The organism is Pseudomonas petrae (genome assembly GCF_021728295.1).
GTDB classification, from domain to species: Bacteria; Pseudomonadota; Gammaproteobacteria; order Pseudomonadales; family Pseudomonadaceae; genus Aquipseudomonas; species Aquipseudomonas petrae.
Genome location: NZ_JAKJXE010000013.1, coordinates 1 through 23,181, shown reverse-complemented (window position 1 = coordinate 23,181; position 23,181 = coordinate 1). Strand labels below are relative to the sequence as shown.

Genomic DNA, 23,181 nt, shown 5'->3' with positions numbered 1-23,181 from the left:
TTGTAGGAGTCGGCTTGCTGGCGAACCCATGGGTTCAGGCATTGCAAAAGTGATTGACCCACCGCGTTCGCCAGCAAGCCGGCTCCTGCGGACCGAGTTGAAACATGAAAGCTTTGCGTCAGTCGCAACGACGCTCCATCCGATTACTTGACCCCGTCCGTCCGCTCGCCCACTTCCGCCGGATAAAACTCCCCCTCAAGCCCGGCGGTCAGCAGCCTTTCCCGCACTTGGGTTTCAACTTCCAGCACCTGATCCGGGTCGTCAATGTTGTCGAGCACCAGCCAGATAGGCATGACGTTCTGGCCATGGGTGCCTTCGCTGAGCATGTCGTGGGAGAAAACCTGATTGGCGCGCCACAAGCACAGTTCGTCCTCGCTGTGGCCGGCTTCGCGGACGGCGGCGGCGGACGTCAACCAGATTTCGGTGTAGGGACGCAGGTCGGCTTCGGCGAGTTCGTTCAGGGTGATGACGGTTTTCATTTCGTGTCCTCCAGTGTTCAAGATGCAGTTGTGACGCATCAGGCTGACCAGCGTTCCCCCGATCTGCGCAGGTGGTCGTACCGACTTGAACCGACGGCGCACGCGAGGGGTCGATCAATCACTGTGCGCTCACGTCCGACCAACCGGAGACACGCCCGTGACCGACCCACGCCCGCTCACCCGCAGAAGACTGCTCACCCTGTCAGCAGGTGCCTCGGCGGCGCTGGTTTTTGGCGCCGTCGGGCGCCGTGCGCAGGCAACTGAAGTCCCATCCGCCGGCGCATTGCCCGGTCAAGCAGGAGAACGGAACATGCTCACCCGAGTCATTCCATCCAGTGGCGAAGCGTTACCGATGATCGGTCTGGGCACTTATCGCGGGTTCGACGTCGAGCCTGGCAGCGATGCGTACAAACTCCTGCCCGCCGTTGTGGACCAGCTGCTCCATGCGGGTGGGACGGTGATCGACAGTTCGCCGATGTATGGCCGCGCCGAGGAAACCACCGGTGAGTTGCTGTCGATCCATCAGCCGTCCTCCCCGGCTTTTCTGGCGACCAAGGTCTGGACCCGAGGCCGCGAAGCGGGCATCGCCCAGATGGAAGCCTCGTTCCGGCTGCTTCGGACCCAGCGCATCGACCTCATGCAGATCCATAATCTGCTCGACTGGAAAACCCACCTGCCGACGTTGCGTCAGTGGAAAGAGGAAGGGCGCATTCGCTACATCGGCCTGACGCACTACACCCCGTCAGCCTACGCCGATGTGGAGGCCGCGCTGAAGGCCGAGGCGTTCGATTTTCTGCAGATCAACTACGCGCTGGACGATCGCGCCGTCGAAGCGCGGTTGTTGCCGTTGTGTCGTGAGCGCGGGGTGGCGGTGATCTGCAATCGGCCGTTTGGTGGCGGCGGTCTGCTCGGGCGATTGCGCGACAAACCCCTGCCGGGTTGGGCCGGAGAAGTACAGGCCGGCAGTTGGGCGCAGCTGGCGCTGAAGTTCCTGATCTCCCATCCGTCGGTGACGTGCGCGATTCCGGGTACGGGCAATCCGAAATACATGAAGGAAAACGCGGAAGCAGCCAGAGGGCCTTTACTCACCGATGCCCAGCGCCATCAGCTGATTGCCCTGATTGGCTGATCCTGCCTACAGCCGGTTGCGCCGTTTCAGATCATCGGCGCGAACAATCAGTCAGCGATCGTCGGATCGCTGACTGTGCAGAGGTGCGGGCGTTCTATTCAGTTTTTCCGATCTCCGGAGACCTTCCGGGCTGAGAGGAAAAACGCCCATGGCGAAGGCGAAGCGAGAGGAGCTGAGGCGATCAGCGTTTGACCGGCGCAGGCAGAGTGACCAGATTCACGTACGCATCCCAGAACTTCTTCTGGTCCACGGCGTACACCACTTTCGCCTTCTGTGTGCCGACGGGCGCGCCCTTTTTGTAGCCCATGGAGCGGCCGTAATCCGGTCCGAAGTGGGCGTCGACATCGACCCACAGGTCTTTGGACTCGGTGACCAGTTCCGGACGCACCAGGTACAGCGCGGGCAGGCTGTCCCAGGTGAAGCTGTGATGGTTCGGGTCCTTGTCGAACTCAGGCCCCAGCACCGTTTTGTACAGGTCGGGAATCACTCCTTTGCTGGCGACGATGCGCTTGAAGACCGAGGCGTCGAAGATGACCTTTTCGCAGACATCGTTGGGGAAAATCACGTGTTCGATGGGCGAGCGCAGGACGATTTTTGCGGCCTCGGGGTCGAACCACCAGTTGAATTCCGCCGCTGGCGTAGTGTTGCCGGGGATCTCGATGGCGCCGCCCATGTACACGATGCGTTTGATCAGCGGCACGATTTCCGGCGCGCTGCGAATCGCCAGAGCGATGTTGGTCAACGGGCCAACGGCCAGGAGAGTCACTTCGTGAGGGTTTTTCTTCACGCTGTCGACGATGAACTGCGCGGCGGATTGGCTGCGCAATGTGGTGTGCGTAGCAAGCCCGTCCGGCGGCGTGACCAACTGCGAGGCCGAGGTCGGACGCGGGGTCTTGAACGCCCCCGGCCAGCCTGCGCCGAACAGGGCTTTTTCCTGTTCATACGTGGCGAAGTCGTGCAGCAGCGGGTATGCCGCGCCGGAGTACACGCCGATGTCCTTTTCCACGCCCATGCGCTCGACAGCCTTCAGCGCATCGACCTGCTCCTGATCGACCCACGCGTTGCCACTGACGAGGGTCATGCCCAGCAGGTCGATGCGCTTTTGCGCGTGCAGTTGCGCCAGCATGATGAAGGCCTGGCCGTCGTCGTTGAGCACGTTGAAATCGGTGTCGAATATGACCTTTTCCGCCGCCTGCAAGGAGGTCGCGGACAGTCCCATCGTCAGGGCCAGGGCACAGCTTTTTACAAACGCCTGCATGAGCGGTTTCCACCGTTGTTATTGGAAAAATACAATTCCCATGCAGGAGCCGGCAAGCCGGCTCCTGCAGGATATACGTCCAGCAGGGCGAATTATCTGTTCACCAGCTTCGCCGGCAGCGCAACCACCAGCAGGCTGCTCAAAATCAGGCACCCGGCAAAAAACCATAACGCCCCGGCGCTGCTGCCGGTCACGTCGATGGCGATGCCCATCATCGAGTTGCTCACCAGCCCGGCGATGTTCGCCAGCGAGCAGGCCAATGCAAACCCTGTTGCTGCCGCCCGGCCTTTGAGGAACGTTGCCGGCAGGCTGAAGAACACCGGCACGGCGCCAATGATCGCGGCCGAAGCGACGGCGAACAGTGCGACGGTCGCGACCAGGTTATGGGTAAAGAACGGGCTGGCGGCCATGGCCACGGCGCCAATCCAGAACGGCACGATGATGTGCCAGCGTCGTTCGCGACGGCGGTCGGAGCTGGCGCCAATCATCAACATGCCGATCAGCGCCGCGACGCTGGGCAACGCGGTCAACACGCCGATGTGGAAGGTGTCGGTGACCCCGGCGTTCTTGATGAACGTCGGCATCCAGAAGCCCATGGCGTAGGCGCTGAGCAAGATCGAGAAATCGATACCGCCGAGCATCCACACTTTCAGATTGAAAAAGCCGTCGCGAAAGCTGTGCTTGCTGTCCTTGCCCTCAACGTCGTCCAGGCGCAGTTCGCCTTCCAGCAACGTTTGTTCGGCGCCGTTCAGCCATTTGGCTTCTTTCGGGTTGTTCGGCAGCGCCCAGAATGTCATCACCCCGAGCAGCACGCTGGGAATGCCCTCGATCAAGAACAGCCACTGCCAGCCGCGCAACCCGGCGGTCTGGTCGAAATGGCCCATGATCCAGCCCGACAGCGGGCCGCCGATGACGCTGGAAAGCGGCAGGCCGATCATGAACAGCGCGATGATGCGGCCACGGCGGTAGGTCGGGAACCAGGTGGTCAGGTAAAACAGCACCCCCGGCAGGAAGCCCGCTTCGGCCGCGCCGAGCAAAAACCGCAGCACGTAAAACTGCGTCGGCGTGCTGACGAACAGCGTGCAGGACGACAGCAAACCCCAGGTGATCATGATCCGCGCGATCCAGATCTTCGCGCCAACCTTTTCCAGGACCAGGTTGCTCGGCACTTCGAAGAGGATGTAGCCGACAAAAAACAGCCCGGCGCCCAGCCCGAACGCGGTCTCGCTGAAGTGCAACTGGTCGAGCATCTGCAGCTTGGCGAAGCCGATGTTGATGCGGTCCAGGTAAGCGGCCAGGTAGCAGAAACACAGGAAGGGAATGAGCTTCCAGGTGATCTTGGTGTACAGCGCTTTGATCGGGTCCGCGGCAACAGTCGCGGAGGTTTCTACATTCGCAGAGGGCATGGGTGTCTCCTGGCGGTTCTTCGGCCGGTGAGCGCGGCGGCTGATTTTGCCTGCGTTTGCGGCGTTGTCATATGGGGGAGAAGCGGCAAGCGCCAAGCCATGCGCGTCTGCTCTTCACTTGCAGCTCATCGCTTACCGCTTGCCGCTCGCATTTGCGTCATTGCCTCTTGCTTGCCGACCACATCCCCGTACTTGCTGTCGATGTCGAACAGGTTCGCTTCATGGGGATCGGGGTGCCGGTCGCCCACGCATTCGCGCACCACGATGGTCCGGAAACCATGCTGCACGGCATCCACCGCTGTCGCCCGAATGCAGCCGCTGGTGGAGCACCCGGCCAGCACAACGGTGTCGATCCCTTGGGCGTGCAGCATTGATGCCAGTGACGTGCCGAAGAACGAACTCGCGTACTGCTTGCTGATGACGACCTCTTCGGGCAATGGCTGCACGGCGTCGCAGAACACGGCCAGCGGGTTGCCCTCGACCATGTCCTTCATCACCGGCGCCTTTTTCACCCACATGCCGCCGTCCGCGAAATGCGTGGGGTGGTAGCGGATGTTGGTGTGCACCACCGCGATGCCGTGTTCCCGCGCGCAGGCCAGCAGCTCGACGCTTTCGGCCACGGCGCTGACCACGCCCGGCGCATATAAAGGCGCGCCAGGTTGGGTGTAGCCCTGCATGAAGTCGATCATCAACAGGGCCGGTTTTGCACCAAAACCGATGCGATTGCCCCAGACGCCCTGATAGTTGGCGTCTGCGCTTTGTGGGTCGGTCATTGCGTTTACCTCGTTCAATAGGATTGAAGTCGATTTGGCGTCGCGCTAGATAAATATCCTGAACGGCCCCCGGCCTGAGCACGGAGATTCTTGTCAACGCAGGACACCTGTAGGAGCGCGCTTGCCCGCGAAACGCGCCGGGTCAGTTGGCGGTGATGTGTCTGGAGCATCCCTTCGCGGGCAAGCGCGCTCCTACAAGTCCAGCGCCTGACATAAATATTCGGTACTCCTCTGTGTCAAGCCAGCGGCATGCCCAGAAAATCCCCGAGCGCGGCAAAGAACCCCGGCAGGTTGTCCCACGGGATCATGTGCCCGGCGTTTTCCACTCGCGAAATCAGAATGTTCGGTTGTAGCTGTCGGATCTCGGCTTCGTCTTCCGCCTGAATCACCCCCCCGCGCTCAGCGACGATGAGTAGGGCAGGGACAGGCAGCTTCGGCAGGTCCTGATGGAAATCCACGTCATGGAAATCATTGAAGGCGCGCACGATGGCCGGTTCGTAGCAGGTGTGCAGCCATTCGGCGCGCAGCTGCAGTTGCTCGTCGGTCCAGGTCGGGCAGAACGCGCGCATGTCTTCCGCGCTCATGCCTTGTTGCGACTGGCGGATCGAGTCGACGTACCACGGCAACTTCGCCGGGTATTCACGACGCCCCGGACCGGACACCGGCGGATCGATCAGCACCAGGCTTTTCAGCCCCTGCGGACAACGAACCGAAGCCCGTACCGCAAAACGCGCGCCCATGGAATGACCGGCCAAGTGGTAGCTGTCGATGCCCATGGCGGCGGCGAACGCCCCGATGTCATCGGCGCAGGTGTCGACGCTGTAATCCAGATCCGGCCCCGTGGAAGAAAGCCCGCGACCGCGCGCATCCAGTACGTAGGTGTCGAAAGAATGGCCCAGGCGTTCGGCGACGAAACCCCAGGTGATCGCCGGGCTGGTGATGCCCGGGATCAGGATCAGCGCCGGTTTGCCGGAGTGTTTGTCGCCGCCGTAGCGCAGGTAATGCTGACGGATGCCGTTAGCGTGGACGTTGCCGCCGTGTATGAAGGTGCTCACGCTGCCACCCCCGATTTCAGCTCCTGGCCGTACAGGTCGTAACCGTAGACCCAGGCCGGATCTTCCTGGGTGCGCAGCCAGGTGTTGGCGTTGGAAACCGCCTGCACCCGAGAGGCGCGTTCCTTGCGATTGGCTTCGTAGAGCTGGAACGCGGTGCGGTAGTCGGTGAGGCCGGTTTCCTGCAGGCAGCGGGTCAGCATGGCCGCGTCTTCGATGGCCATGCCGGCGCCCTGGGCCATGTGCGGCTTCATCGGGTGGCAGGCGTCGCCGAGCAAAACAAGGCGGCCGCGACTCCACAGTGGCAGCGGATTACGGTTGAGCAGCGGCCACTTGGTCACGCTCTCGGTGGACTCGATCAAGGCCTGCACGGTGGGGTGATAACCGGCGAAGGCTTCGTACATTTCGTCCCGGCTGCTGTCGACCCAATTACCCTCGAGATCCCATGCCGCATGGGGCACGCCGGTCACGTAGTAGTACTCATCGCGCTTGCCGGTGGTGTGATAAACCATCATGTGACGGTCCTCGCTCCACCACTTCACGCAGTTCTCGAAATTCAGGTTGTATTTGGTCAGCACCTCGCTGGGGATCAGCGCGCGGTGGGCGACCCAGCCGCTATACAGCGGTTTCTCATGGCCCAGCAGCTCTTCGCGAATCTTGGAGTTGATGCCGTCTGCTCCGATCACGATGTCCGCATCGGCGTGGGTGCCGTCGGCAAAATTCAGACGCACGCCGTTGTCGCGTTCTTCGAGGGTGGTCAGGCATTTGCTGAAATGCACGCTGCCCGGCGCCAGTGTCGACATCTGCAGTGCATGCAAATCGCCACGGTGCACGGTGATGTAGGCCGCGCCGTATTCCTTGAGGGAGAACTCGCCAAGGGCGATGCGCGACAGGTAATCCCCCGTTGCACCGTCGCGGCTGAACCAGAAATCCGGGTGCGAACCCATGTCGCTCAGCTGTTGCTCGATGCCCATGCGACGGAAGATTTTCATGATGTTCGGGCCCATGTGGATCCCGGCACCGATGCGAGAAAACGCGGGGGCCTGCTCGTAGATGTCGACCTGGAAGCCGGCTTTCTGCAACAGCGTCGCAGCCGCAGCGCCTCCCAGACCGGATCCGACGATGGCGATTTTTTGCGGGGTTGGCATGGCGCGCATTCCTTCGTGTTCATGAGTTCTGAATGACAGGAGCTCTGGATGACGGCGAGGCGAAACGGGTCTGTCGCGTCGCTGGGTTTTTAAAGTGTATACGCTCATATTTTTAAAAGTGAACCGATATTTCCAGAAACGTCAGCCGACGTCGCAATCAGGCATGTAACCCTCTGTAACCCTAATATGCAGGGATTTGTGTGGTCGAGTAACACTATGGCGTGCCTATTGCAGCGGCGTCCGGATTGATGTCTTATCGCTTTAAATAAGTGTGTACGCTTTAAAAATGCACCGGTCTGATGCGCGATGCCTTGCGATGGTGCATCCGACCGGTCATCCCCCGAGAGGAAAAAAGAGATGCCGGTTAGCGATTGCGAATTGACCCAGATGTTCGAGCACGTCCTGACACTGTCGAAAGTGGATGCGACCCAGAGCGTGGCCGTGCTCAAGAGCCACTACTCCGATGCGCGCACGGTGCGCGCCGCCATGGACGCCGCTCAACGCCTGGGCGCGAAGGTTTATGCGGTCGAGCTGCCCTCGTTCAATCATCCCAAAGCCATGGGCAACGACATGACCGCCTACTGCGGCGACACCGCGCTGACCGGCAACGTCGCGGCGCAACGTGCCCTTGAGGCAGCTGACCTGATTGTCGACACGATGATGCTGCTGCACTCGCCGGAGCAGGAGCAGATCCTCAAGACCGGCACGCGGATTTTGCTGGCGGTGGAGCCCCCGGAAGTGCTGGCGCGGATGCTGCCGACGGTGGCGGACAAGGAACGGGTGCTGGCCGCCGAACAGGTGCTGAAGGCGGCGCGCTCGATTCAGGTGAAGTCCCGCGCCGGCAGCGATTTTCGTGCGCAACTGGGGCAATACCCTTCCGTCACCGAATACGGTTTCGCTGACGAGCCGGGCCGTTGGGACCACTGGCCCAGCGGTTTTCTGTTTTCCTGGCCCAACGAAGAGACCGCCGAGGGCACGCTGGTCATTGATGTCGGCGACATCGTGCTGCCGTTCAAAACCTACTCCCGCGAGCAGATCACCCTGGAAATCGACAAGGGTTTTATCACCGGGATTCATGGCGGATTCGAGGCTGAATACCTGCGCGATTACCTGAAGTACTTCAACGACCCGGAGGTCTACGGCATTTCCCACATCGGCTGGGGCCTGCAACCCCGCGCCCAGTGGACGGCAATGGGCCTGCACGACAAGAACGACGGCATGTGCATGGACGCCCGGGCGTTCTATGGCAATTTCCTTTTCTCCACCGGGCCGAACACCGAAGTCGGCGGCACCCGCAAAACCCCGTGCCATCTGGATATCCCGCTGCGTCGTTGCGACATTTATCTCGACGACCAGGCCGTGGTGCTGGCCGGCGAAGTGGTGGCGCCCGAGGCGTCGAAGGCCTGAGGCAGATTTCCATCCCACCGCAGACTTGTAGGAGCGCGCTTGCCCGCGAAAGGTGTGTCAGACGACATTCACGTCACAGACCCACCGCGATCGCGGGCAAGCGCGCTCCTACAGTTCATATCGCCTTATCCCTCCGCGCATGTCTGGGCGAATAAACGCGCTCATTCCGAAGATTCCCCTCAACCCCCGCAGACGTTACTGTAGCCACCACTTTTCAGATCCTGCCGAACGAGCCATCCGTGTCCACTGACAACCCTTCCAATAACAATTCGTCCTACACCTTTTCCGAGCAAGTCGGCCATCTGCTGCGCAAGGCCTACCAGCGGCATCTGGCGATCTTCCAGCAGAATGTCGGCGATTCGCAGCTCACGGCGGTGCAGTTCGTGACCCTGTGCGCGTTGCGTGATCACGGCCCCAGTTCGCAAACCGAGCTGGTCAAGGCCACGGCCGTGGATCAGGCGACCATTCGCGGCATCGTCGATCGCCTGAAAGCCCGGGACCTGATCAGCCTTGAGCCGGACCCGCAGGATCGCCGCAAAGTCATCTGCAGCCTGACCGACAGCGGCCTGCAACTGGTGCAGGAAACCGTGCCCCGCGCCGCGCAGATCAGTGAGCTGACCCTGAGCAAACTCAACCCCGCCGAACGCGTGGCCGTATTGTTTCTGCTGCGCAAGCTGATCGATGAGGGCGATGAATAACGCCGCCTGACCCCCTCGTCAGGCGTCATATCCATCCGGAAAACTCCAACGTCCTACAGCCGTTTCTCCGCTGGCATGCTTCCTGCTCTCGTTTCATGAAGTAATCACTTCATCAAATGCAAGCTACAGCGGGTAACACATGAAGGCTGACACGAGCGAGCTGCCGCGGGCGGCGGAGAAGACCGTGACCCTGAACGTCAACGGTCAGACCACACGCGTCACGGCAATGCCTGACACGCCGCTGTTACTGATCCTGCGCAACGACCTGCACCTCAATGGCCCCAAATACGGCTGCGGGCTGGGCGAGTGCGGCGCCTGCACGGTGATCATCGACGGCGTCGCCGCACGTTCCTGCGTGTTTCCGCTGGCAGGCGCGCAAGGGAGGCAGATCACCACGCTGGAGGGCATCGGCACGCGAAACCGCCCGCATCCGGTGCAGCAAGCCTTCATCGATGAACAGGCCGCGCAATGCGGCTACTGCATTAACGGCATGATCATGACCGCCAAAGCCTTGCTCGACCGCAACCCGCACCCCACCGAAACGCAGATCCGCAACGAACTGTCGGCCAACCTGTGCCGCTGCGGCACACACCTGGAAATCCTGAGTGCGGTCATGCGTGCCGCACGTCATCAGCCCAGCCCGGATTCCGTCCAATGACCCAGACCTTGCCCACGCGCGATGAATTGCTCGCCCAAAATGGCGTGCTGCTGATCGTCGACGACATCCTGCCGCCCTCCGGTCCGGTCGCCAAAGGCGGCACGCCAACGGTCCGGCCCATGGAGCTGGGGCTGTTCATCGCCATCGATCAGAACAGCCGTGTCTATGCCTTCAACGGCCATGTCGACCTCGGCACCGGCATCCGCACCTCGCTGACGCAGATCGTCGCCGAAGAGCTGGACCTGCAGATGGATCAGGTGACGATGATTCTGGGCGACACCGAGCGTGCGCCGAATCAGGGCGCGACCATCGCCAGCGCCACTCTGCAGATCTCCGCCATTCCGTTGCGCAATGCTGCCGCCGAGGCGCGGCGCTATCTGCTGCAACAGGCCGGGCAGCACTGGGCGGTCGGTGTGGATTCATTGGTCATTGAAAGCGGGGTGATCAAGGCGCAGGACGGGCGCGAATTGACGTTTGGTCAACTGCTGGTCGATCAGCGGGTCGAGCTGCGCATCTCCGGCAACGCGCCACTCAAGCGGCTGGAGGACTACAAGCTGGTGGGGCAGGGCGCCGCCCGTGTCGACATTCCGGGCAAGGCCACTGGCGAATTGACCTACGTGCACGACATGCGTTTGCCGGACATGCTCCACGGTCGCGTCGTACGACCGCCCTACGCCGGTTACGACACGGGCGACTTCGTCGGCACCAGCTTGCTGGAAGTGGACGAATCTTCTATCGCACACATTCCCGGCATCGTCCGCGTGGTGGTGATTCGCGATTTCGTCGGCATCGTGGCGATGCGCGAAGAGCAGGCGGCCAAGGCGGCGCGTGAACTCAAGGTCACCTGGAAGCCTTGGCGGCATCAGTTGCCGGACATGAGCAACATCGAGCAGGCGATACGCGACAACCCGAGCATTCAGCGGGTGGTGCTCGATCAGGGCAATGTCGATGACGCATTGGCCCAGGCCAGCGAGCGGATGACGCGAACCTATCTGTGGCCCTACCAGATTCACGGCTCCATCGGACCTTCCTGCGGGCTGGCGGACTACAGCGAAGAAGGCATTAGGGTCTGGTCCGGCACGCAGAATCCCCACATGCTGCGCGCCGATCTGGCCTGGCTGCTGGAATACCCCGAAGAGCGCATCGACATCATCCGCATGGAAGCGGCCGGTTGTTACGGGCGCAATTGCGCCGATGATGTCTGCGCCGATGCGGTGTTGCTGTCACGCGCCGTGGGCCGGCCGGTGCGCGTGCAACTGACCCGCGAGCAGGAACATGCCTGGGAGCCAAAAGGCACCGCCCAACTGATGGAAGTCGACGGCGGGCTCAACGCCGATGGCGGCATCGCCGGTTATGACTTCAGCACCCGTTACCCGTCGAACAACTCGCCGACCCTGGCCTTGTTGCTGACCGGGCGCGTGGAACCGGTGGCGACGATGTTCGAAATGGGCGATCGCACCTCGATCCCGCCGTACGACATTGAACACATGCGCGTCACCATTCACGACATGGCGCCGATTGTGCGGGCCTCGTGGATGCGCGGTGTGTCAGCGCTTCCCAATACGTTCGCTCATGAGTCCTACATCGACGAGTTGGCTTTCGCGGCCGGCGTTGACCCTATCGAATATCGCCTGCGCTACCTGCACGACGAGCGCGCTGCCGAACTGGTCCGCGCCACGGCTGCCCGGGCTGACTGGACGCCGCGTACCCAGCCGATGCAGATTCCGGAAGAAGACGGGGTGCTGCGCGGGCGAGGCTTTGCTTACGCGCGCTACATCCACAGCAAGTTTCCCGGCTGCGGCGCAGCGTGGGCGGCGTGGGTTGCGGACGTGGCGATCGACAAGCACACCGGTGATGTGTCGGTGACCCGCGTGGTGATCGGCCACGATGCCGGCATGATGGTCAACCCGGCCGGCGTGCAGCATCAGATTCACGGCAACGTCATCCAGTCCACCAGCCGCGTGCTCAAGGAGCGGGTGACGTTCGAGGAGTCGACGGTGGCGAGCAAGGAGTGGGGCGGGTACCCGATTCTGACGTTCCCGGAAGTCCCGAAAGTCGACGTCCTGATGATGCCGCGCCAGGCCGAACCGCCCATGGGGGCAGGGGAGTCGGCGTCGGTGCCGAGTGCGGCGGCCATTGCCAACGCCGTGTATGACGCGACCGGGATTCGCTTTCGCGAGCTGCCGATCACTGCGGAACGCATTCTTGCCGCGCTGAACGGCGCTGGCGTGGAATCCAACAGCCACCCGCCGCAATCGCCGAAAGCCAGGCGCTCGAAGTGGCTGTTCGGTTCGTTGTTTGCAGCGTTCGGCGCGTTGCTGGGCATGGCTGCGACGGCGTTGCCCTGGCGGGCGGAAATCGCGCCGATTACGCCGCCCGCAGCGGGCACCTGGTCATCGGCGACCCTGGAACGCGGACGTTTACTGGCAGCGGTCGGCGACTGCGCGGTCTGCCACACCGCCCCGACTGGCGCCAGCAATGCCGGCGGGCTGGCGATGCAGACGCCGTTCGGTACTTTATATAGCAGCAACATCACCCCGGACCCGGAAACCGGCATCGGCAACTGGTCCTATCCGGCGTTCGAGCGGGCGATGCGTGACGGCATCAGTCGTGATGGCAAACACCTTTACCCGGCGTTTCCCTACACGGCCTTCAGAAACATCGAAGACGCCGACATGCAGGCGCTGTATGCGTACCTGATGTCGCAGACGCCGGTGAACCAACTGCAGCCCGTCAATGACATGCGCTTCCCGTTCAACGTGCGGCCGTTGATGGCCGGCTGGAACGCGCTGTACCTGCGCAACGGCGAGGTGCAGACGCAGCCGCAGCAAAGCGCTCAGTGGAATCGCGGCCAGTACTTGGTCAACGGTCTGGGGCATTGCGCCGCCTGCCATTCGCCCCGGGATCTGCTGGGGGCGGAGAAGGGCGGCACGTCGTTTCTCGCAGGCGGCACGGTGGACGGCTGGGAAGCGCCGGCGCTCAACAGCCTGTCGAAAGCGCCGACGCCGTGGACCGAGGATCAGTTGTTCAATTACCTGAGCACGGGGTATTCCGATGCCCACGGCGTCGCGGCAGGACCGATGGGGCCGGTGGTCTCGGAACTGGCGAAACTGCCGAAGAGTGACGTGCGTGCGATTGCGGTGTATCTGGCGGCGTTGAATGAGCCTGTGTCTGGCAGCGCCGATGCCCGTCCGGCAACGGAGGCCCGTCTCGCAGAGAGGCCAAGCGTTTCGCCCCAATCGTTGAGCAATGGCCAGCGGGTGTTCGAAGGCTCGTGTCAGGGTTGTCATGCCGACGGTCTGGGGCCGAAGCTGTTTGGCGTGAGCCCATCGCTGGCGACCAATACCAACGTCCACAGCACGCTGCCGGACAATCTGATCAAAGTGATTCAACAAGGGATCGACAAACCGGCGACGGCGGATCTGGGTTATATGCCGGGCTTCAAGGACAGCCTGTCCAATACCCAGATCAGCGACCTGGCCGCGTACTTGCGCAGCCGCTTCGCGCCGAATGAGCCGCAGTGGACGGGGTTGCCGGAGAAAGTGGCGCATCTGAAAGCCAATCTCGGCACCCACTAACGCCACAAAAACTGAAGGTGCTCGCTGGGGATTTCAGATGCTGCCGAGATCAACTGCAGGAGCGCGCTTGCCCGCGAAAAATATCAGCCCATGACGTCCACGCGCCTGCCCCACCGCATTCGCCAGCAAGCCGGCTCCTACAAATGACGCGTACGCCGAACATTGCAGATGTTGCCGAGATCAACTGTAGGAGCGCGCTTGCCCGCGAACACTGTCAGCCCATGACGTCCACGCGCCCGACCCACCGCATTCGCCAGCAAGCCGGCTCCTACAGGTCATGCGTCCGCCGAAGATTTGAGGCGCTCCCAAGATCGATTTTGCGTACGCCGCGGCCATCAGGTATTGCCAGGTTCGACTGTAGGAGCGCGCTTGCCCGCGAAAATATCAGCTGCGACATCCACGCGCCTGACTCACCGCATTCGCGGGCAAGCGCGCTCCTACAGGTGCTTTATCGATCAGGCTACTGAGGCAACACCATGACGCCACGCATCACCAAATCCTGAATAAACGCCAGCCAGTCCGTGCGCTCCCCCTCAGCGGCCATGTCCTGACCCAGGAACGAGCTGAGGGTATGCAGGTTGGAGTTATAGAAGTAGCACAGCGACGCGATCATCAAATACACGTGCTTGATGTCGAGGTCCTGCCGAAACAAACCCTGCGTCTGACCGGCATCGATGATCGGTCTGAGCACGCCGACGGCTTCGCCTGACAGGCGTCGAAGCTCACCGGACTGGCGCGCGTGCCTGCCCTTGTGCAAGTTTTCGATGCTGAGGATGGCGACGAATTCCGGGTGGCTGACGTAATAGTCCCAGACGAACGCCACCAACTGGCGCAGCGTCTGAACCGGCGTCGACGGGTCCAGTGACAGCAGGCTTTCGGCGCGGTTGAACTGCTCGTAGGTGTGCTCAAGCACTTTGACGAACAGCTTCTCCTTGCTGCCGAAATAGTAATAAATCATCCGGTCGTTGGATTCGGCCTCGGCGGAGATCTTCTCGATGCGCCCGCCGGAATAGCCGTCGCGGGTGAATACCGTGATCGCCGCCTGAAGAATGCGCGCCCGGGTCTGATCGGCCTGTTGCGCACGCACGCCGGTGCTTTTGCCCATGCTCTTCACAGAATCCGGTAGAGCAGGCGCTCGACGCGGACCCGGCTGACCCGCCGCAGAAACGTGCGCACGCCAATCGGGTATTCGCTCAGGGTATCCAGCTCGTCGAACTTGCCCACCCGATGGGTGTTGCGCATCAGCAACGCGATCTCTTCCGCGCGCGGCTTCAGCCATTCGCCCTTGGGGTCATCGATCAGCACGGCGTTTTCCAGGTCCAGCTGAAAGGCCCGCGGGTTGAGGTTGTTGCCGGTCAGCAGGGTGTAGCGGTCGTCCGACCACAGCCCCTTGAGGTGATAGGTGTTGTCGCCGTCTTTCCACAGATGGATGTTCAGCTGGTGCCTGGCGATCGCCGTCTGATGCTTCTGCATGAACCGACGCAGGCTGATCTCGTACAGATACGGCAGCGCGGAGATCACCTTGAACGGCTCCTCCGGCGAAATGAAAAAGTCGTTGGCGGTCTTGTCGCCGATGATGATGTCGACCTTCACGCCCCGCTTGAGCGCGCGATTGATCTCGCGCTTCACCACCAGCGGCATGTTGAAGTACGGCGTGCACAGCGTCAGTTGCTCATCGGTCGCGGCAATCAGGTCGCAGAGGGTTTTGCTCAGCGGGTTCTTGTTGCCGATGCCCAGCAGCGGGATGACGCGCAGCTCGCCATTGTCACGGACGCCATCGTTGATGTCGTAACTGGCGCGCTTGAGGTGCTGGCGGAACTGACGAATCTCCCCGCGCAGGCTGCGTGAACTCGGGGGTGAGGGCAGGTCGAGGCGATGCACCGCGTCGGACGGCAGAATGTCCTGCTGCACCAGGCGCTGGAACGAGTCGGCCAGGCCGTTGCTTTCGATCAGGTGATAGCGATCGAGCCGGTATTTGCCGAGCTTGTGCAGATAAACGTTATTGATGCTGGCGCCGCTGTAAATCACGCAATCGTCGATAACGCATCCCTTGAGGTGCAACACGCCGAACAGCTCGCGGGTTTGCACCGGCACGCCGTACACCGGCACTTCCTGATCGTGTTCCAGGTTCTGCGCCTGATACCACGCCGAGTTCCCGGCCTGCTTGCCGGCGCCGATCAGGCCGCGTTGGGCACGGAACCAGTCGACCAGTACGACGACGTCCAGCTCCGGGCGCGCAGCCTTGGCGGCATATAGCGCATCGAGAACTTCCTGGCCGGCTTCATCCTGCTGCAAGTACAGGGCAACGATGTAAATCCGCCGGGTGGCGGCGGCAATCTTCGCCAGCAGTGTCTGCCGGTAATCGGCTGCACTCGGCAGAATCGTGATCGCCGTGCCGGAGGATTCAAAACCACGCAGCGCTGCAAGGGTAGAACGTCGGAAGGGAGCCCGCATAAGCCTCTCGATGGGTCGGATCAACAGCGCACGAGCTTACACCAGAGTGCGCCCTCTGGTGGTTTTGGCAGCGTTATCCGTGAGTTGTTCAGCGGATTATCAGCGACGGCTTACACCTTGAGGCTTCACCTCCAGCTCACACCTTCAGCTCATACCTTCAACTCACACCTTCAAGATCAACTTACCGCTGTTCTCGCCCTTGAACAGCATCTGCAGGGTTTCGGGGAAGGTCTCAAGGCCTTCAACGATGTGCTCTTTGCTTTTCAGCTTGCCCTGGGCCAGCCAGCCGGCCATTTCCATTCCCGCTTTGGCGAAATGTTCGGCATGGTCCATCACCACGAAGCCTTCCATGCGCGCGCGATTGACCAGCAGCGACAGGTAGTTGGCCGGGCCTTTGACCGCTTCCTTGTTGTTGTACTGGCTGATGGCGCCGCAGATCACCACCCGCGCCTTCAACGCCAGGCGGGTCAGGACCGCATCGAGGATGTCGCCGCCGACGTTATCGAAATACACGTCCACGCCTTTGGGGCATTCGCGTTTCAGCGCCGCATGAATGTCCTCGTTCTTGTAATCAATGGCGCCGTCAAAACCGAACTCATCGATCAGGGTCTGGCACTTTTCCTTGCCGCCAGCAATCCCGATGACCCGGCAGCCTTTGATTTTGGCGATCTGCCCGGCAATGCTGCCGACCGCACCCGCCGCCCCGGAAATGACCACGGTGTCTCCAGCTTTTGGCTGGCCGACTTCGAGCAAGGCGAAGTACGCCGACATACCGGTCATGCCCAACGCTGCCAGGTAAACCGGTAACGGCACGAGTTTAGGGTCGACCTTGTTGAAGCCCTTGGGCTCGCCGACGAAATAATCCTGCACCCCGAGCACACCCTGAACGTAATCGCCCACCGCGAATTTCGGGTGCTGCGACTCGATGACCTTGCCCGCACCCAACGCGCGCATGACCGCGCCCAGCTCGACGGGTGCGATGTAGGACTTGCCTTCGTTCATCCAGCCGCGCATGGCCGGGTCCAGCGACAGGTATTCGCTTTTCACCAGGATCTGCCCCGGAGCGAGATCGGCAACGGGCACGGTCTGGAAGGTAAAATCTTCACGGCTGGCAGCACCCACCGGGCGGCGGGCGAGGAGGAATTGGCGGTTGTTCAAGGCGGTCATGGCAGGGCTCTCGATTATCGGCGAAGCGGCAGTGATAGACCGGAACGACCCGGACAGCAAGGATTGCCATTGCACCGAATGCCCGCCGATCCATGCTGATGATGGCGCTCGTCTTTGATCATCATCGCCGCCAATGGCCCGGCAACCGGCCTCTTGATAGTGCTGACGCTGATTGTGCCGCGACCGCTAAGCTGCGGCGCATCACAGGCGTTTGCCGAACCTTCCGTTAATAAGTACAAAAAAGGACGAACCCATGAGCATGACGTTTTCCGGCCAGGTCGCGTTGGTCACCGGCGCCGCTGCAGGCATTGGCCGAGCGACCGCGCTGGCGTTTGCCGAACATGGCCTGAAAGTGCTGGTGGTGGATCTGGACAGCGCGGGCGGCGAGGGCACGGCCGAGTTGATTCGTCAGGCGGGCGGGGAAGCGCTGTTTCTGCCGTGTGACGTGACAAAGGACGCCCAGGTGCAGCAAATGATGGCCCAAGCCGTGGACGCCTACGGCCGCGTCGATTACGCCTTCAACAACGCCGGCATCGAAATCGAGAAGGGCCGGCTCGCCGAAGGCAGCGAAGCCGAGTTCGACGCGATCATGGGCGTCAACGTCAAGGGCGTCTGGCTGTGCATGAAATACCAGTTGCCGCTGATGCTGGCCCAGGGTGGCGGGGCGATCGTCAACACGGCGTCGGTCGCCGGGCTGGGCGCGGCGCCGAAAATGAGCATCTACAGCGCGTCCAAGCACGCGGTGATCGGCCTGACCAAGTCGGCCGCCATCGAATACGCCAAGAAACACATACGGGTCAACGCCGTGTGCCCGGCGGTGATCGACACCGACATGTTCCGCCGCGCCCACGAAGCCGACCCGCGCAAGGCCGAATTCGCCGCGACCATGCACCCGGTCGGGCGGATCGGCAAAGTCGAAGAAATCGCCGCCGCCGTGCTCTACCTGTGCAGCGACGGCGCCGCGTTCACCACCGGGCACTCACTGGCGGTGGATGGGGGCGTGACGGCGTTTTGATTCGTCTGATCATTCTCCACACGGTTGACTGACTCACCGCTCACTCCGTAGGAGCTCACTTACTTCGGGCCACGATCGGACGAACTCACTCCGTAGAAGCCGGCTTGCTGGCGAACGCAGTCTATTGGTCAAAATCGTCGTCGCTGACCCCCCGCATTCGCCAGCAAGCCGGCTCCTACAAAATTCATGTGCACCGAAGATTTCGGATGTTGTCGAGATCAACTGTAGGAGCGCGCTTGCCCGCGAAAAATATCAGCTGCGACATCCAGCCGCCTGACCCCCCGCATTCGCCAGCAAGCCGGCTCCTTCAGAGTTGACATCAGCACCAGCATCAGCCTTCGCCCCAATTCGCTCCATTGCTGCCCAGATGATGTGACCGACACTTCCCTGCAGGGTATTCAGCTAAGCTCCACGGGCTGTCCACCGTCAGGGAACATCGATGGATCATTTGTGGTTCGCCTATCCGTTGATCAGCGCTGCCGTGCTGCTGGTCATCGACCTTACGCTCTGGCAATGGCTGGAGCCGCGCTGGCTGCGGCGCAAGCTGGCGTGCCGGCTTGCGCTGTTCGTGCTGTTCAGCATGGCGCTGCTCGATGGCGGGCTGAGTCCGCTGTATCCGGTGCCCGCCGACTGGTCCGTTCCCCGGCATGTGCTCGGCACGATTCTGACCATCGCCTGGTGGCTGTTCGGCGCGCGGACCCTGACGGTGCTCGCCACCGTGGTCATGGAGCCGCGGATCGGCGGCAAGGGCCATCTGCTGCAAGACGTGATGGGCGCGATCATCTTCCTCGTCGCGGCTGTGGCGGCAGCTGGCTACGTGCTCGACCTGCCGGTCAAAGGTCTGCTGGCGACCTCCGGCGCCGTGGCGATCATCTTCGGCCTCGCCGTGCAGAGCACACTGGGCGATGTGTTCTCCGGCATCGTCCTCAACGCGACCAAACCGTTTCGGGTGGACGACTGGATTCGCGTCGACGACATCGAAGGCAAAGTCATCGAAATCGACTGGCGCTCCACCCACCTGCTGACCTCCGAAGGCAGCATGGCGGTGATTCCCAACGCCATGGCCGCCAAGACTCGCATCGTCAACTTCAGCCGGCCGGACCATTTCCATTCGGTCACCCTGTCCATCGAACTGTCGACGCGCTTGCGGCCCAGCCTGGTGCTGGATTCCCTGGAGAAGGCGCTGCTCGGCTGCCGCGAATTACTGGCCCAGCCCGCGCCGTCGGCGGTGGTGGTCAAGTCCGGCCTGCGCATCGTCGAATACGAAGTGACCGGCTACGTGAAATCCCGGGACCGGCGTTCATCGGTGCGCAATCAGCTGTTCGACCTGATTCATCGGCAACTGGCGTCGACCGAAACTCGCCAGGACCAGCAGCGCCCCACAACCCGCCAGTCTGCCGTGCTCAATACCGTGAATGCGCTGCGCATGCTCAGCGATGCCGACCGTGCGCAACTGGAACAGCACATGCGCCTGGGCGCTTATCCGGCGAAAGACATCGTGCTTGCTGAAGGGGTGGTGCCTGATGCGCTTTTCATTATCGAGTCCGGCGTCGTGTCGGCGTCGCTGCAACGGCCGGATGGCTGGCTCGAAGTCGGCCGCATGGGGCCGGGCGAGCTGCTGGGTGAGACCGGTTTCCTCGACGCGACGCCGACGCTGGCGCGCTTCTGCGCGTATACCGACTGCATGATTTATCGCATCGACAAGGCCGATCTGGATCCGTGGCTGGTAGAGCATCCGGAATTGATTGGGGCGTTGGCAGGGCTGGCTAAGTATCGCGTCAAGGCTCGGGCGGCGTTGTTGGAAGCTAAGCCGGTGGTTGCGGATGCCAGTGGGTTTATGAGTTGGTTGCGCAAGAATGTGAGGCGGTTTGAGGTCACTCGCGGCCCGGGGTCTGATGACAAAAAAACAGAGAAGAAAAGCTGATAAGCCCGATTGGGCTAAGTCTTGCGGCCGCATACACCTTGCCAGGGTGAAATGATTTGAACCCCATGCGCTACTTGTAGAGAATTCCCGTCTCTGGCTCGAAAGGATGCGTGCGATGAAGTTCGAAGGGACTTTCCAATACATTGGCAATCACGGAATCGTTTTCAACGTCTCGCAGATCACCCTCATCGACAGTGATCGTGGACGCCTCAGCGAGCTGCATTTTGGTGAGGCGAGAAGCGCCCACTATGAGGTCAACCGCTGTACGACAGGATGTTGGCCAAGAACCTTCCGTGCCTGATGATGATCGGCATCTCCAAGCCGCTGACCCGTCAACAGGGCGATACCCTCAACGCCCAACGTACCAGGATCGCTAACCTTGCGGCCTCGGCCTTCGCTGGCGCCACCTCTTATGTAGCCTCCCCGTACGTGGGTGTTCCTGTCGGGGCCGGTGTGCGTATGTATGTGAACGAAACCCTGCCCACTTATCATGCAGGCGACGTGCTGGTCAGCATCGAGGCGCAGGTAAACGGCGGTATCGGCCCGCAGCGCAGCCGTTCGACGCTGATCATCAAGACCTGACGGGAGAAACACATGTCCGACATTACCCAGATGGTCATTGCCCTGGTGCTGTACTTTCTGCTCGATCGGTTTGTTAAGTCGTACAGGCTGCGCAAGTGGCTCGCCCTGCTACTGGTGGCGGTGGGTGCGGTTGGCTGCGTTGCCGCAAGCCAGGTCCGTATATTGGGGTTTGACCTGGCGTTGTCGGCGATCTTTGCCGTTGCGCTGGGAATAGGGTTGTTCCTGAAGCGGCGGCGGTTCGAGCCGATTGGCTGACGGGAGGCAGGAACGAACCGCATTTGGTTCTTCGTCCACCAAGGCCAGGCCGGCGCGCTCTTCGGAAATCCTTTCAGGGTGACTCTTCGCATGCCTCAGATTCATTAGGGTCCTGTTCTTCCTGTTTTCACAGTTGCGTGGAAAACTACGCGCTGTTTGCGCTCAATTTTTGTCTGATCTGATGGAGCTACGGATGGATATCATGGATACCCAGCAAGAAAACACCCTCGAACAATCACTCAGGCTGGCGGCGGATGAGCCGGCCCATCGACCTGACTTTTTCAAGACGCTGTTGAGTTCCACCGTCTACGTCCTCGGCACTGCCGGGACTGGCAAAGGTCATGTCACACTCGAAGCGGGTAGCAACATCAGCATCGCGAATTGGTACAAGGCTGACGGCTCCGCTGTGATCCCGTTTTTCTCTTCATTGCAAACACTGCAAGCATCCATAGATAGCGAAGAGTCCTACGTAGAAATTCCGGCCAGATCGCTGTTTGAAATCACACTGGGCAGCCCTCTTGTCATCAACCCAAAGTCTCCTTACGGCAAAGAGTTTTTGCCGGAGGAAGTGCGCCATCTGCTTTCCGACGAGATCGGCCAAAAGCCGGTGCAGCGCACGGTTGAAAAAGACACGAACGTGCTGCTCGGACAGCCGTCGCAATACCCGTCGAGGATGGTCAACTCGCTCACCCAGTTACTTGCCAAACATCGCAATGTAAAACGTGCATTTCTGGCGTTGATGCATGACGCATCGATTGATCAGAAGCCTCATCTCATCATTGGCATTGAAGCGGACGGAGATTTTGAACGGGTCATGCGCGAAGCCGGTGCCGTTGCCGGGGATACCGCTCCGGATGGCGATCCCGTTGATCTCTATCGCGTTCACGAAGGTGAATCAGGCCTCAGCGATTACTTCCTCAAGGAAACCACACCCTTCTATGAAAGGAAGTCGGCAGGCTGGCTGCGTTCATTGCTTGGTATTGGCAAGGCGTGAGATCAACCATTGCTGATGGCGGTGCGCTCGAAGGGTCTCTTCAGCCAGACAGGTTTCCACGCATTAAGGACGATGCATGAGACAGGTCAACATTCAACTGATCACCCATCTGCCCCCGCAGATTGAGGCGCTAGAGAAAGAGGCGTTTGGCTAAGGCTTCCGGTTTCTGACCCGCCTGATTGACGAATGGAACTTAGGAGCAAATCGCTTCAATACCCCAAAGGTCTGCAGTGGGTCGGCGTCGGAAGAGAAGTGAACCTCCGTCAAAGCCTGTTTCGATAGGTATTGGGAGCGAACAGTCGGCGCTATGTGTTGCTTAAAAGCTTGATAGCCTTAACCAATTTACCAAAACCGCATCACTCATTCCTTCAGGGCGAACCGGGCTCATCCGGAGAGCGCGCTGGAGCGATCAACAAGACCGGCGAAGCCGGCCGACCTAGCCGGTACAATCCCCTGTCACAGACAACCCGGAGCCTGCGCCCTTAATGTCGTTGTTCAATCGTTTGACTGCATTTTCAACCCAGAGCGGCAGGGCGGTCGGCCTTGTCTGGGCGACTTCCCGCCCCTTGTTCGGCGGCTTGATCGTGGCGACGCTGATCGCCGGCATTTTACCCGCGCTTGCCGCCTGGATCGGCCAGCGGATCGTCGATGCGGTGGTTCAGGCGATGCAGATCCATGGCAATGGCAGCCAGGCGCCGGTATGGCCCGTCCTGCGTTATGTGTTGGCCGAGGCGGGCGTATTAGCTTTGCTGGCCGGGGCGCAACGGGCGCTTTCAATGCAACAGGCGCTACTGCGGGTGCAGTTGGGGCAGAAGGTCAACCTGATGATCCTGGAAAAGGCCCAGACCCTTTCGCTGCTGCAGTTCGAGGACTCGGCCTTTTACGACAAGTTGGTGCGCGTGCGCCGGGATGCATCGACCCGGCCACTGGGCCTCGTCACAAAAGGCCTGGGGCTTACGCAAAACCTTATCTCGCTTGTCAGCTTTGCGGTGCTGTTGGTGCATTTTTCCCCTTGGGCGCTGCTGATCCTGGTGCTCGGCGCGCTGCCGGTGTTCTTCGCCGAGACGCATTTTTCCGGAAATGCCTTCCGTCTGTTTCAGCGTCGAGCCCCGGAAACGCGCCATCAAAATTACCTGGAAGCATTGCTGTCCCATGAGTCGCACACCAAAGAAGTGAAGCTTTTCGGCATGGCGCCGTTGTTGCT

18 protein-coding genes and 2 pseudogenes are annotated in these 23,181 nt (G+C 61.2%); 11 read left to right on the top strand and 9 right to left on the bottom strand.

Annotated features, from left to right (window positions below):
- Positions 1 to 143 precede the first annotated feature (143 nt).
- The gene (locus L4G42_RS20590) at positions 144 to 479 is read right to left on the bottom strand and encodes a hypothetical protein (protein WP_237252404.1); all 336 of its coding nucleotides are present in this window, start codon (positions 477 to 479) and stop codon (positions 144 to 146) included.
- A 157-nt stretch (positions 480 to 636) separates the two neighbouring features.
- Here L4G42_RS20590 and L4G42_RS20585 point away from each other — a divergent pair, with 157 nt between their 5' ends.
- Entirely contained in the window at positions 637 to 1,608 is a 972-nt protein-coding gene (locus tag L4G42_RS20585; RefSeq protein WP_237252405.1) for an aldo/keto reductase, read from the top strand.
- Positions 1,609 to 1,789: 181 nt separating this feature from the next.
- On the opposite strand, the gene L4G42_RS20580 is transcribed toward L4G42_RS20585, so the two are convergent.
- The 5 genes from L4G42_RS20580 to L4G42_RS20560 form a co-directional block, all read right to left on the bottom strand.
- A complete protein-coding gene (locus tag L4G42_RS20580; RefSeq protein WP_237252406.1) occupies positions 1,790 to 2,866 on the bottom strand; it encodes a nucleoside hydrolase in 1,077 nt (358 codons plus the stop codon).
- A gap of 92 nt (positions 2,867 to 2,958) precedes the next feature.
- Positions 2,959 to 4,272: an MFS transporter gene (locus tag L4G42_RS20575; RefSeq protein WP_237252407.1), complete on the bottom strand. Its 1,314-nt coding sequence runs from the start codon at positions 4,270 to 4,272 to the stop codon at positions 2,959 to 2,961.
- A 125-nt stretch (positions 4,273 to 4,397) separates the two neighbouring features.
- Positions 4,398 to 5,045 carry an N-carbamoylsarcosine amidohydrolase gene (locus L4G42_RS20570; RefSeq protein ID WP_237252408.1) on the bottom strand — a complete coding sequence of 216 codons (648 nt, stop codon included), beginning with the start codon at positions 5,043 to 5,045 and terminating at the stop codon, positions 4,398 to 4,400.
- A 236-nt stretch (positions 5,046 to 5,281) separates the two neighbouring features.
- Positions 5,282 to 6,100, bottom strand: a complete 819-nt coding sequence (locus L4G42_RS20565; RefSeq protein WP_237252410.1) for an alpha/beta fold hydrolase — start codon at positions 6,098 to 6,100, stop codon at positions 5,282 to 5,284.
- Complete coding sequence (locus tag L4G42_RS20560) at positions 6,097 to 7,245, bottom strand: FAD-dependent monooxygenase (protein WP_237259777.1); 1,149 nt, start codon at positions 7,243 to 7,245, stop codon at positions 6,097 to 6,099. The genes L4G42_RS20565 and L4G42_RS20560 overlap by 4 nt, the downstream gene beginning before the upstream one ends.
- Before the next feature lie 357 nt (positions 7,246 to 7,602).
- On the opposite strand from L4G42_RS20560, the gene L4G42_RS20555 reads away from it, so the two are divergent.
- From L4G42_RS20555 to L4G42_RS20540, 4 genes are all read left to right on the top strand, one after another.
- Complete coding sequence (locus L4G42_RS20555) at positions 7,603 to 8,652, top strand: 2,5-dihydroxypyridine 5,6-dioxygenase NicX family protein (protein ID WP_237252413.1); 1,050 nt, start codon at positions 7,603 to 7,605, stop codon at positions 8,650 to 8,652.
- A 239-nt stretch (positions 8,653 to 8,891) separates the two neighbouring features.
- Complete coding sequence (locus tag L4G42_RS20550; RefSeq protein ID WP_237252415.1) at positions 8,892 to 9,350, top strand: MarR family winged helix-turn-helix transcriptional regulator; 459 nt, start codon at positions 8,892 to 8,894, stop codon at positions 9,348 to 9,350.
- Between the two features lie 139 nt (positions 9,351 to 9,489).
- Positions 9,490 to 10,008, top strand: coding sequence for a (2Fe-2S)-binding protein (locus L4G42_RS20545; protein WP_237252417.1), 519 nt, complete (start codon positions 9,490 to 9,492; stop codon positions 10,006 to 10,008).
- Positions 10,005 to 13,586: a molybdopterin cofactor-binding domain-containing protein gene (locus tag L4G42_RS20540; RefSeq protein ID WP_237261165.1), complete on the top strand. Its 3,582-nt coding sequence runs from the start codon at positions 10,005 to 10,007 to the stop codon at positions 13,584 to 13,586. Before L4G42_RS20545 ends, L4G42_RS20540 begins: the two co-directional genes overlap by 4 nt.
- Positions 13,587 to 14,046: 460 nt before the next feature.
- Here the strand turns inward: L4G42_RS20540 and L4G42_RS20535 are convergent, their stop codons facing one another.
- The 3 genes from L4G42_RS20535 to L4G42_RS20525 all read right to left on the bottom strand — a co-directional run bounded on the left by L4G42_RS20535 (position 14,047) and on the right by L4G42_RS20525 (position 17,207).
- Positions 14,047 to 14,691 carry a TetR/AcrR family transcriptional regulator gene (locus L4G42_RS20535; RefSeq protein WP_237252421.1) on the bottom strand — a complete coding sequence of 215 codons (645 nt, stop codon included), beginning with the start codon at positions 14,689 to 14,691 and terminating at the stop codon, positions 14,047 to 14,049.
- A gap of 5 nt (positions 14,692 to 14,696) precedes the next feature.
- A complete protein-coding gene (gene pssA, locus L4G42_RS20530; RefSeq protein WP_237259779.1) occupies positions 14,697 to 16,040 on the bottom strand; it encodes a CDP-diacylglycerol--serine O-phosphatidyltransferase in 1,344 nt (447 codons plus the stop codon).
- Positions 16,041 to 16,202: 162 nt separating this feature from the next.
- Entirely contained in the window at positions 16,203 to 17,207 is a 1,005-nt protein-coding gene (locus tag L4G42_RS20525) for an NADP-dependent oxidoreductase (protein ID WP_237252426.1), read from the bottom strand.
- Positions 17,208 to 17,460: 253 nt separating this feature from the next.
- Between L4G42_RS20525 and L4G42_RS20520 the strand changes: the two genes are divergently transcribed.
- The 6 genes and pseudogenes from L4G42_RS20520 to L4G42_RS20490 form a co-directional block, all read left to right on the top strand.
- Entirely contained in the window at positions 17,461 to 18,222 is a 762-nt protein-coding gene (locus L4G42_RS20520; protein WP_074892538.1) for an SDR family oxidoreductase, read from the top strand.
- A 439-nt stretch (positions 18,223 to 18,661) separates the two neighbouring features.
- Positions 18,662 to 20,146 (top strand): mechanosensitive ion channel family protein, encoded by a 1,485-nt coding sequence (locus L4G42_RS20515; RefSeq protein WP_237252428.1) that lies wholly within the window; start codon positions 18,662 to 18,664, stop codon positions 20,144 to 20,146.
- Between the two features lie 115 nt (positions 20,147 to 20,261).
- Positions 20,262 to 20,728: pseudogene (locus tag L4G42_RS20510) on the top strand (hypothetical protein).
- Between the two features lie 12 nt (positions 20,729 to 20,740).
- Complete coding sequence (locus L4G42_RS20505; protein WP_237252429.1) at positions 20,741 to 20,983, top strand: hypothetical protein; 243 nt, start codon at positions 20,741 to 20,743, stop codon at positions 20,981 to 20,983.
- A gap of 193 nt (positions 20,984 to 21,176) precedes the next feature.
- Positions 21,177 to 21,977 carry an enhanced serine sensitivity protein SseB gene (gene sseB, locus L4G42_RS20500; RefSeq protein WP_237252430.1) on the top strand — a complete coding sequence of 267 codons (801 nt, stop codon included), beginning with the start codon at positions 21,177 to 21,179 and terminating at the stop codon, positions 21,975 to 21,977.
- A 485-nt stretch (positions 21,978 to 22,462) separates the two neighbouring features.
- Positions 22,463 to 23,181, top strand: a pseudogene (locus L4G42_RS20490) (ABC transporter ATP-binding protein); the annotation flags it as partial.

Excerpts from the sequence above, each read along its gene's own strand:
- L4G42_RS20545 (WP_237252417.1), top strand. The coding sequence starts at position 9,490 with ATGAAGGCTGACACGAGCGAGCTGCCGCGGGCGGCGGAGAAGACCGTG.
- L4G42_RS20555 (WP_237252413.1), top strand. The coding sequence starts at position 7,603 with ATGCCGGTTAGCGATTGCGAATTGACCCAGATGTTCGAGCACGTCCTG.
- L4G42_RS20590 (WP_237252404.1), bottom strand. The coding sequence starts at position 479 with ATGAAAACCGTCATCACCCTGAACGAACTCGCCGAAGCCGACCTGCGT.
- L4G42_RS20520 (WP_074892538.1), top strand. The coding sequence starts at position 17,461 with ATGAGCATGACGTTTTCCGGCCAGGTCGCGTTGGTCACCGGCGCCGCT.
- L4G42_RS20540 (WP_237261165.1), top strand. The coding sequence starts at position 10,005 with ATGACCCAGACCTTGCCCACGCGCGATGAATTGCTCGCCCAAAATGGC.
- L4G42_RS20505 (WP_237252429.1), top strand. The coding sequence starts at position 20,741 with ATGTCCGACATTACCCAGATGGTCATTGCCCTGGTGCTGTACTTTCTG.
- L4G42_RS20535 (WP_237252421.1), bottom strand. The coding sequence starts at position 14,691 with ATGGGCAAAAGCACCGGCGTGCGTGCGCAACAGGCCGATCAGACCCGG.
- L4G42_RS20570 (WP_237252408.1), bottom strand. The coding sequence starts at position 5,045 with ATGACCGACCCACAAAGCGCAGACGCCAACTATCAGGGCGTCTGGGGC.
- L4G42_RS20580 (WP_237252406.1), bottom strand. The coding sequence starts at position 2,866 with ATGCAGGCGTTTGTAAAAAGCTGTGCCCTGGCCCTGACGATGGGACTG.
- pssA (WP_237259779.1), bottom strand. The coding sequence starts at position 16,040 with ATGCGGGCTCCCTTCCGACGTTCTACCCTTGCAGCGCTGCGTGGTTTT.
- L4G42_RS20525 (WP_237252426.1), bottom strand. The coding sequence starts at position 17,207 with ATGACCGCCTTGAACAACCGCCAATTCCTCCTCGCCCGCCGCCCGGTG.
- L4G42_RS20515 (WP_237252428.1), top strand. The coding sequence starts at position 18,662 with ATGGATCATTTGTGGTTCGCCTATCCGTTGATCAGCGCTGCCGTGCTG.
- sseB (WP_237252430.1), top strand. The coding sequence starts at position 21,177 with ATGGATATCATGGATACCCAGCAAGAAAACACCCTCGAACAATCACTC.
- L4G42_RS20575 (WP_237252407.1), bottom strand. The coding sequence starts at position 4,272 with ATGCCCTCTGCGAATGTAGAAACCTCCGCGACTGTTGCCGCGGACCCG.
- L4G42_RS20560 (WP_237259777.1), bottom strand. The coding sequence starts at position 7,245 with ATGCCAACCCCGCAAAAAATCGCCATCGTCGGATCCGGTCTGGGAGGC.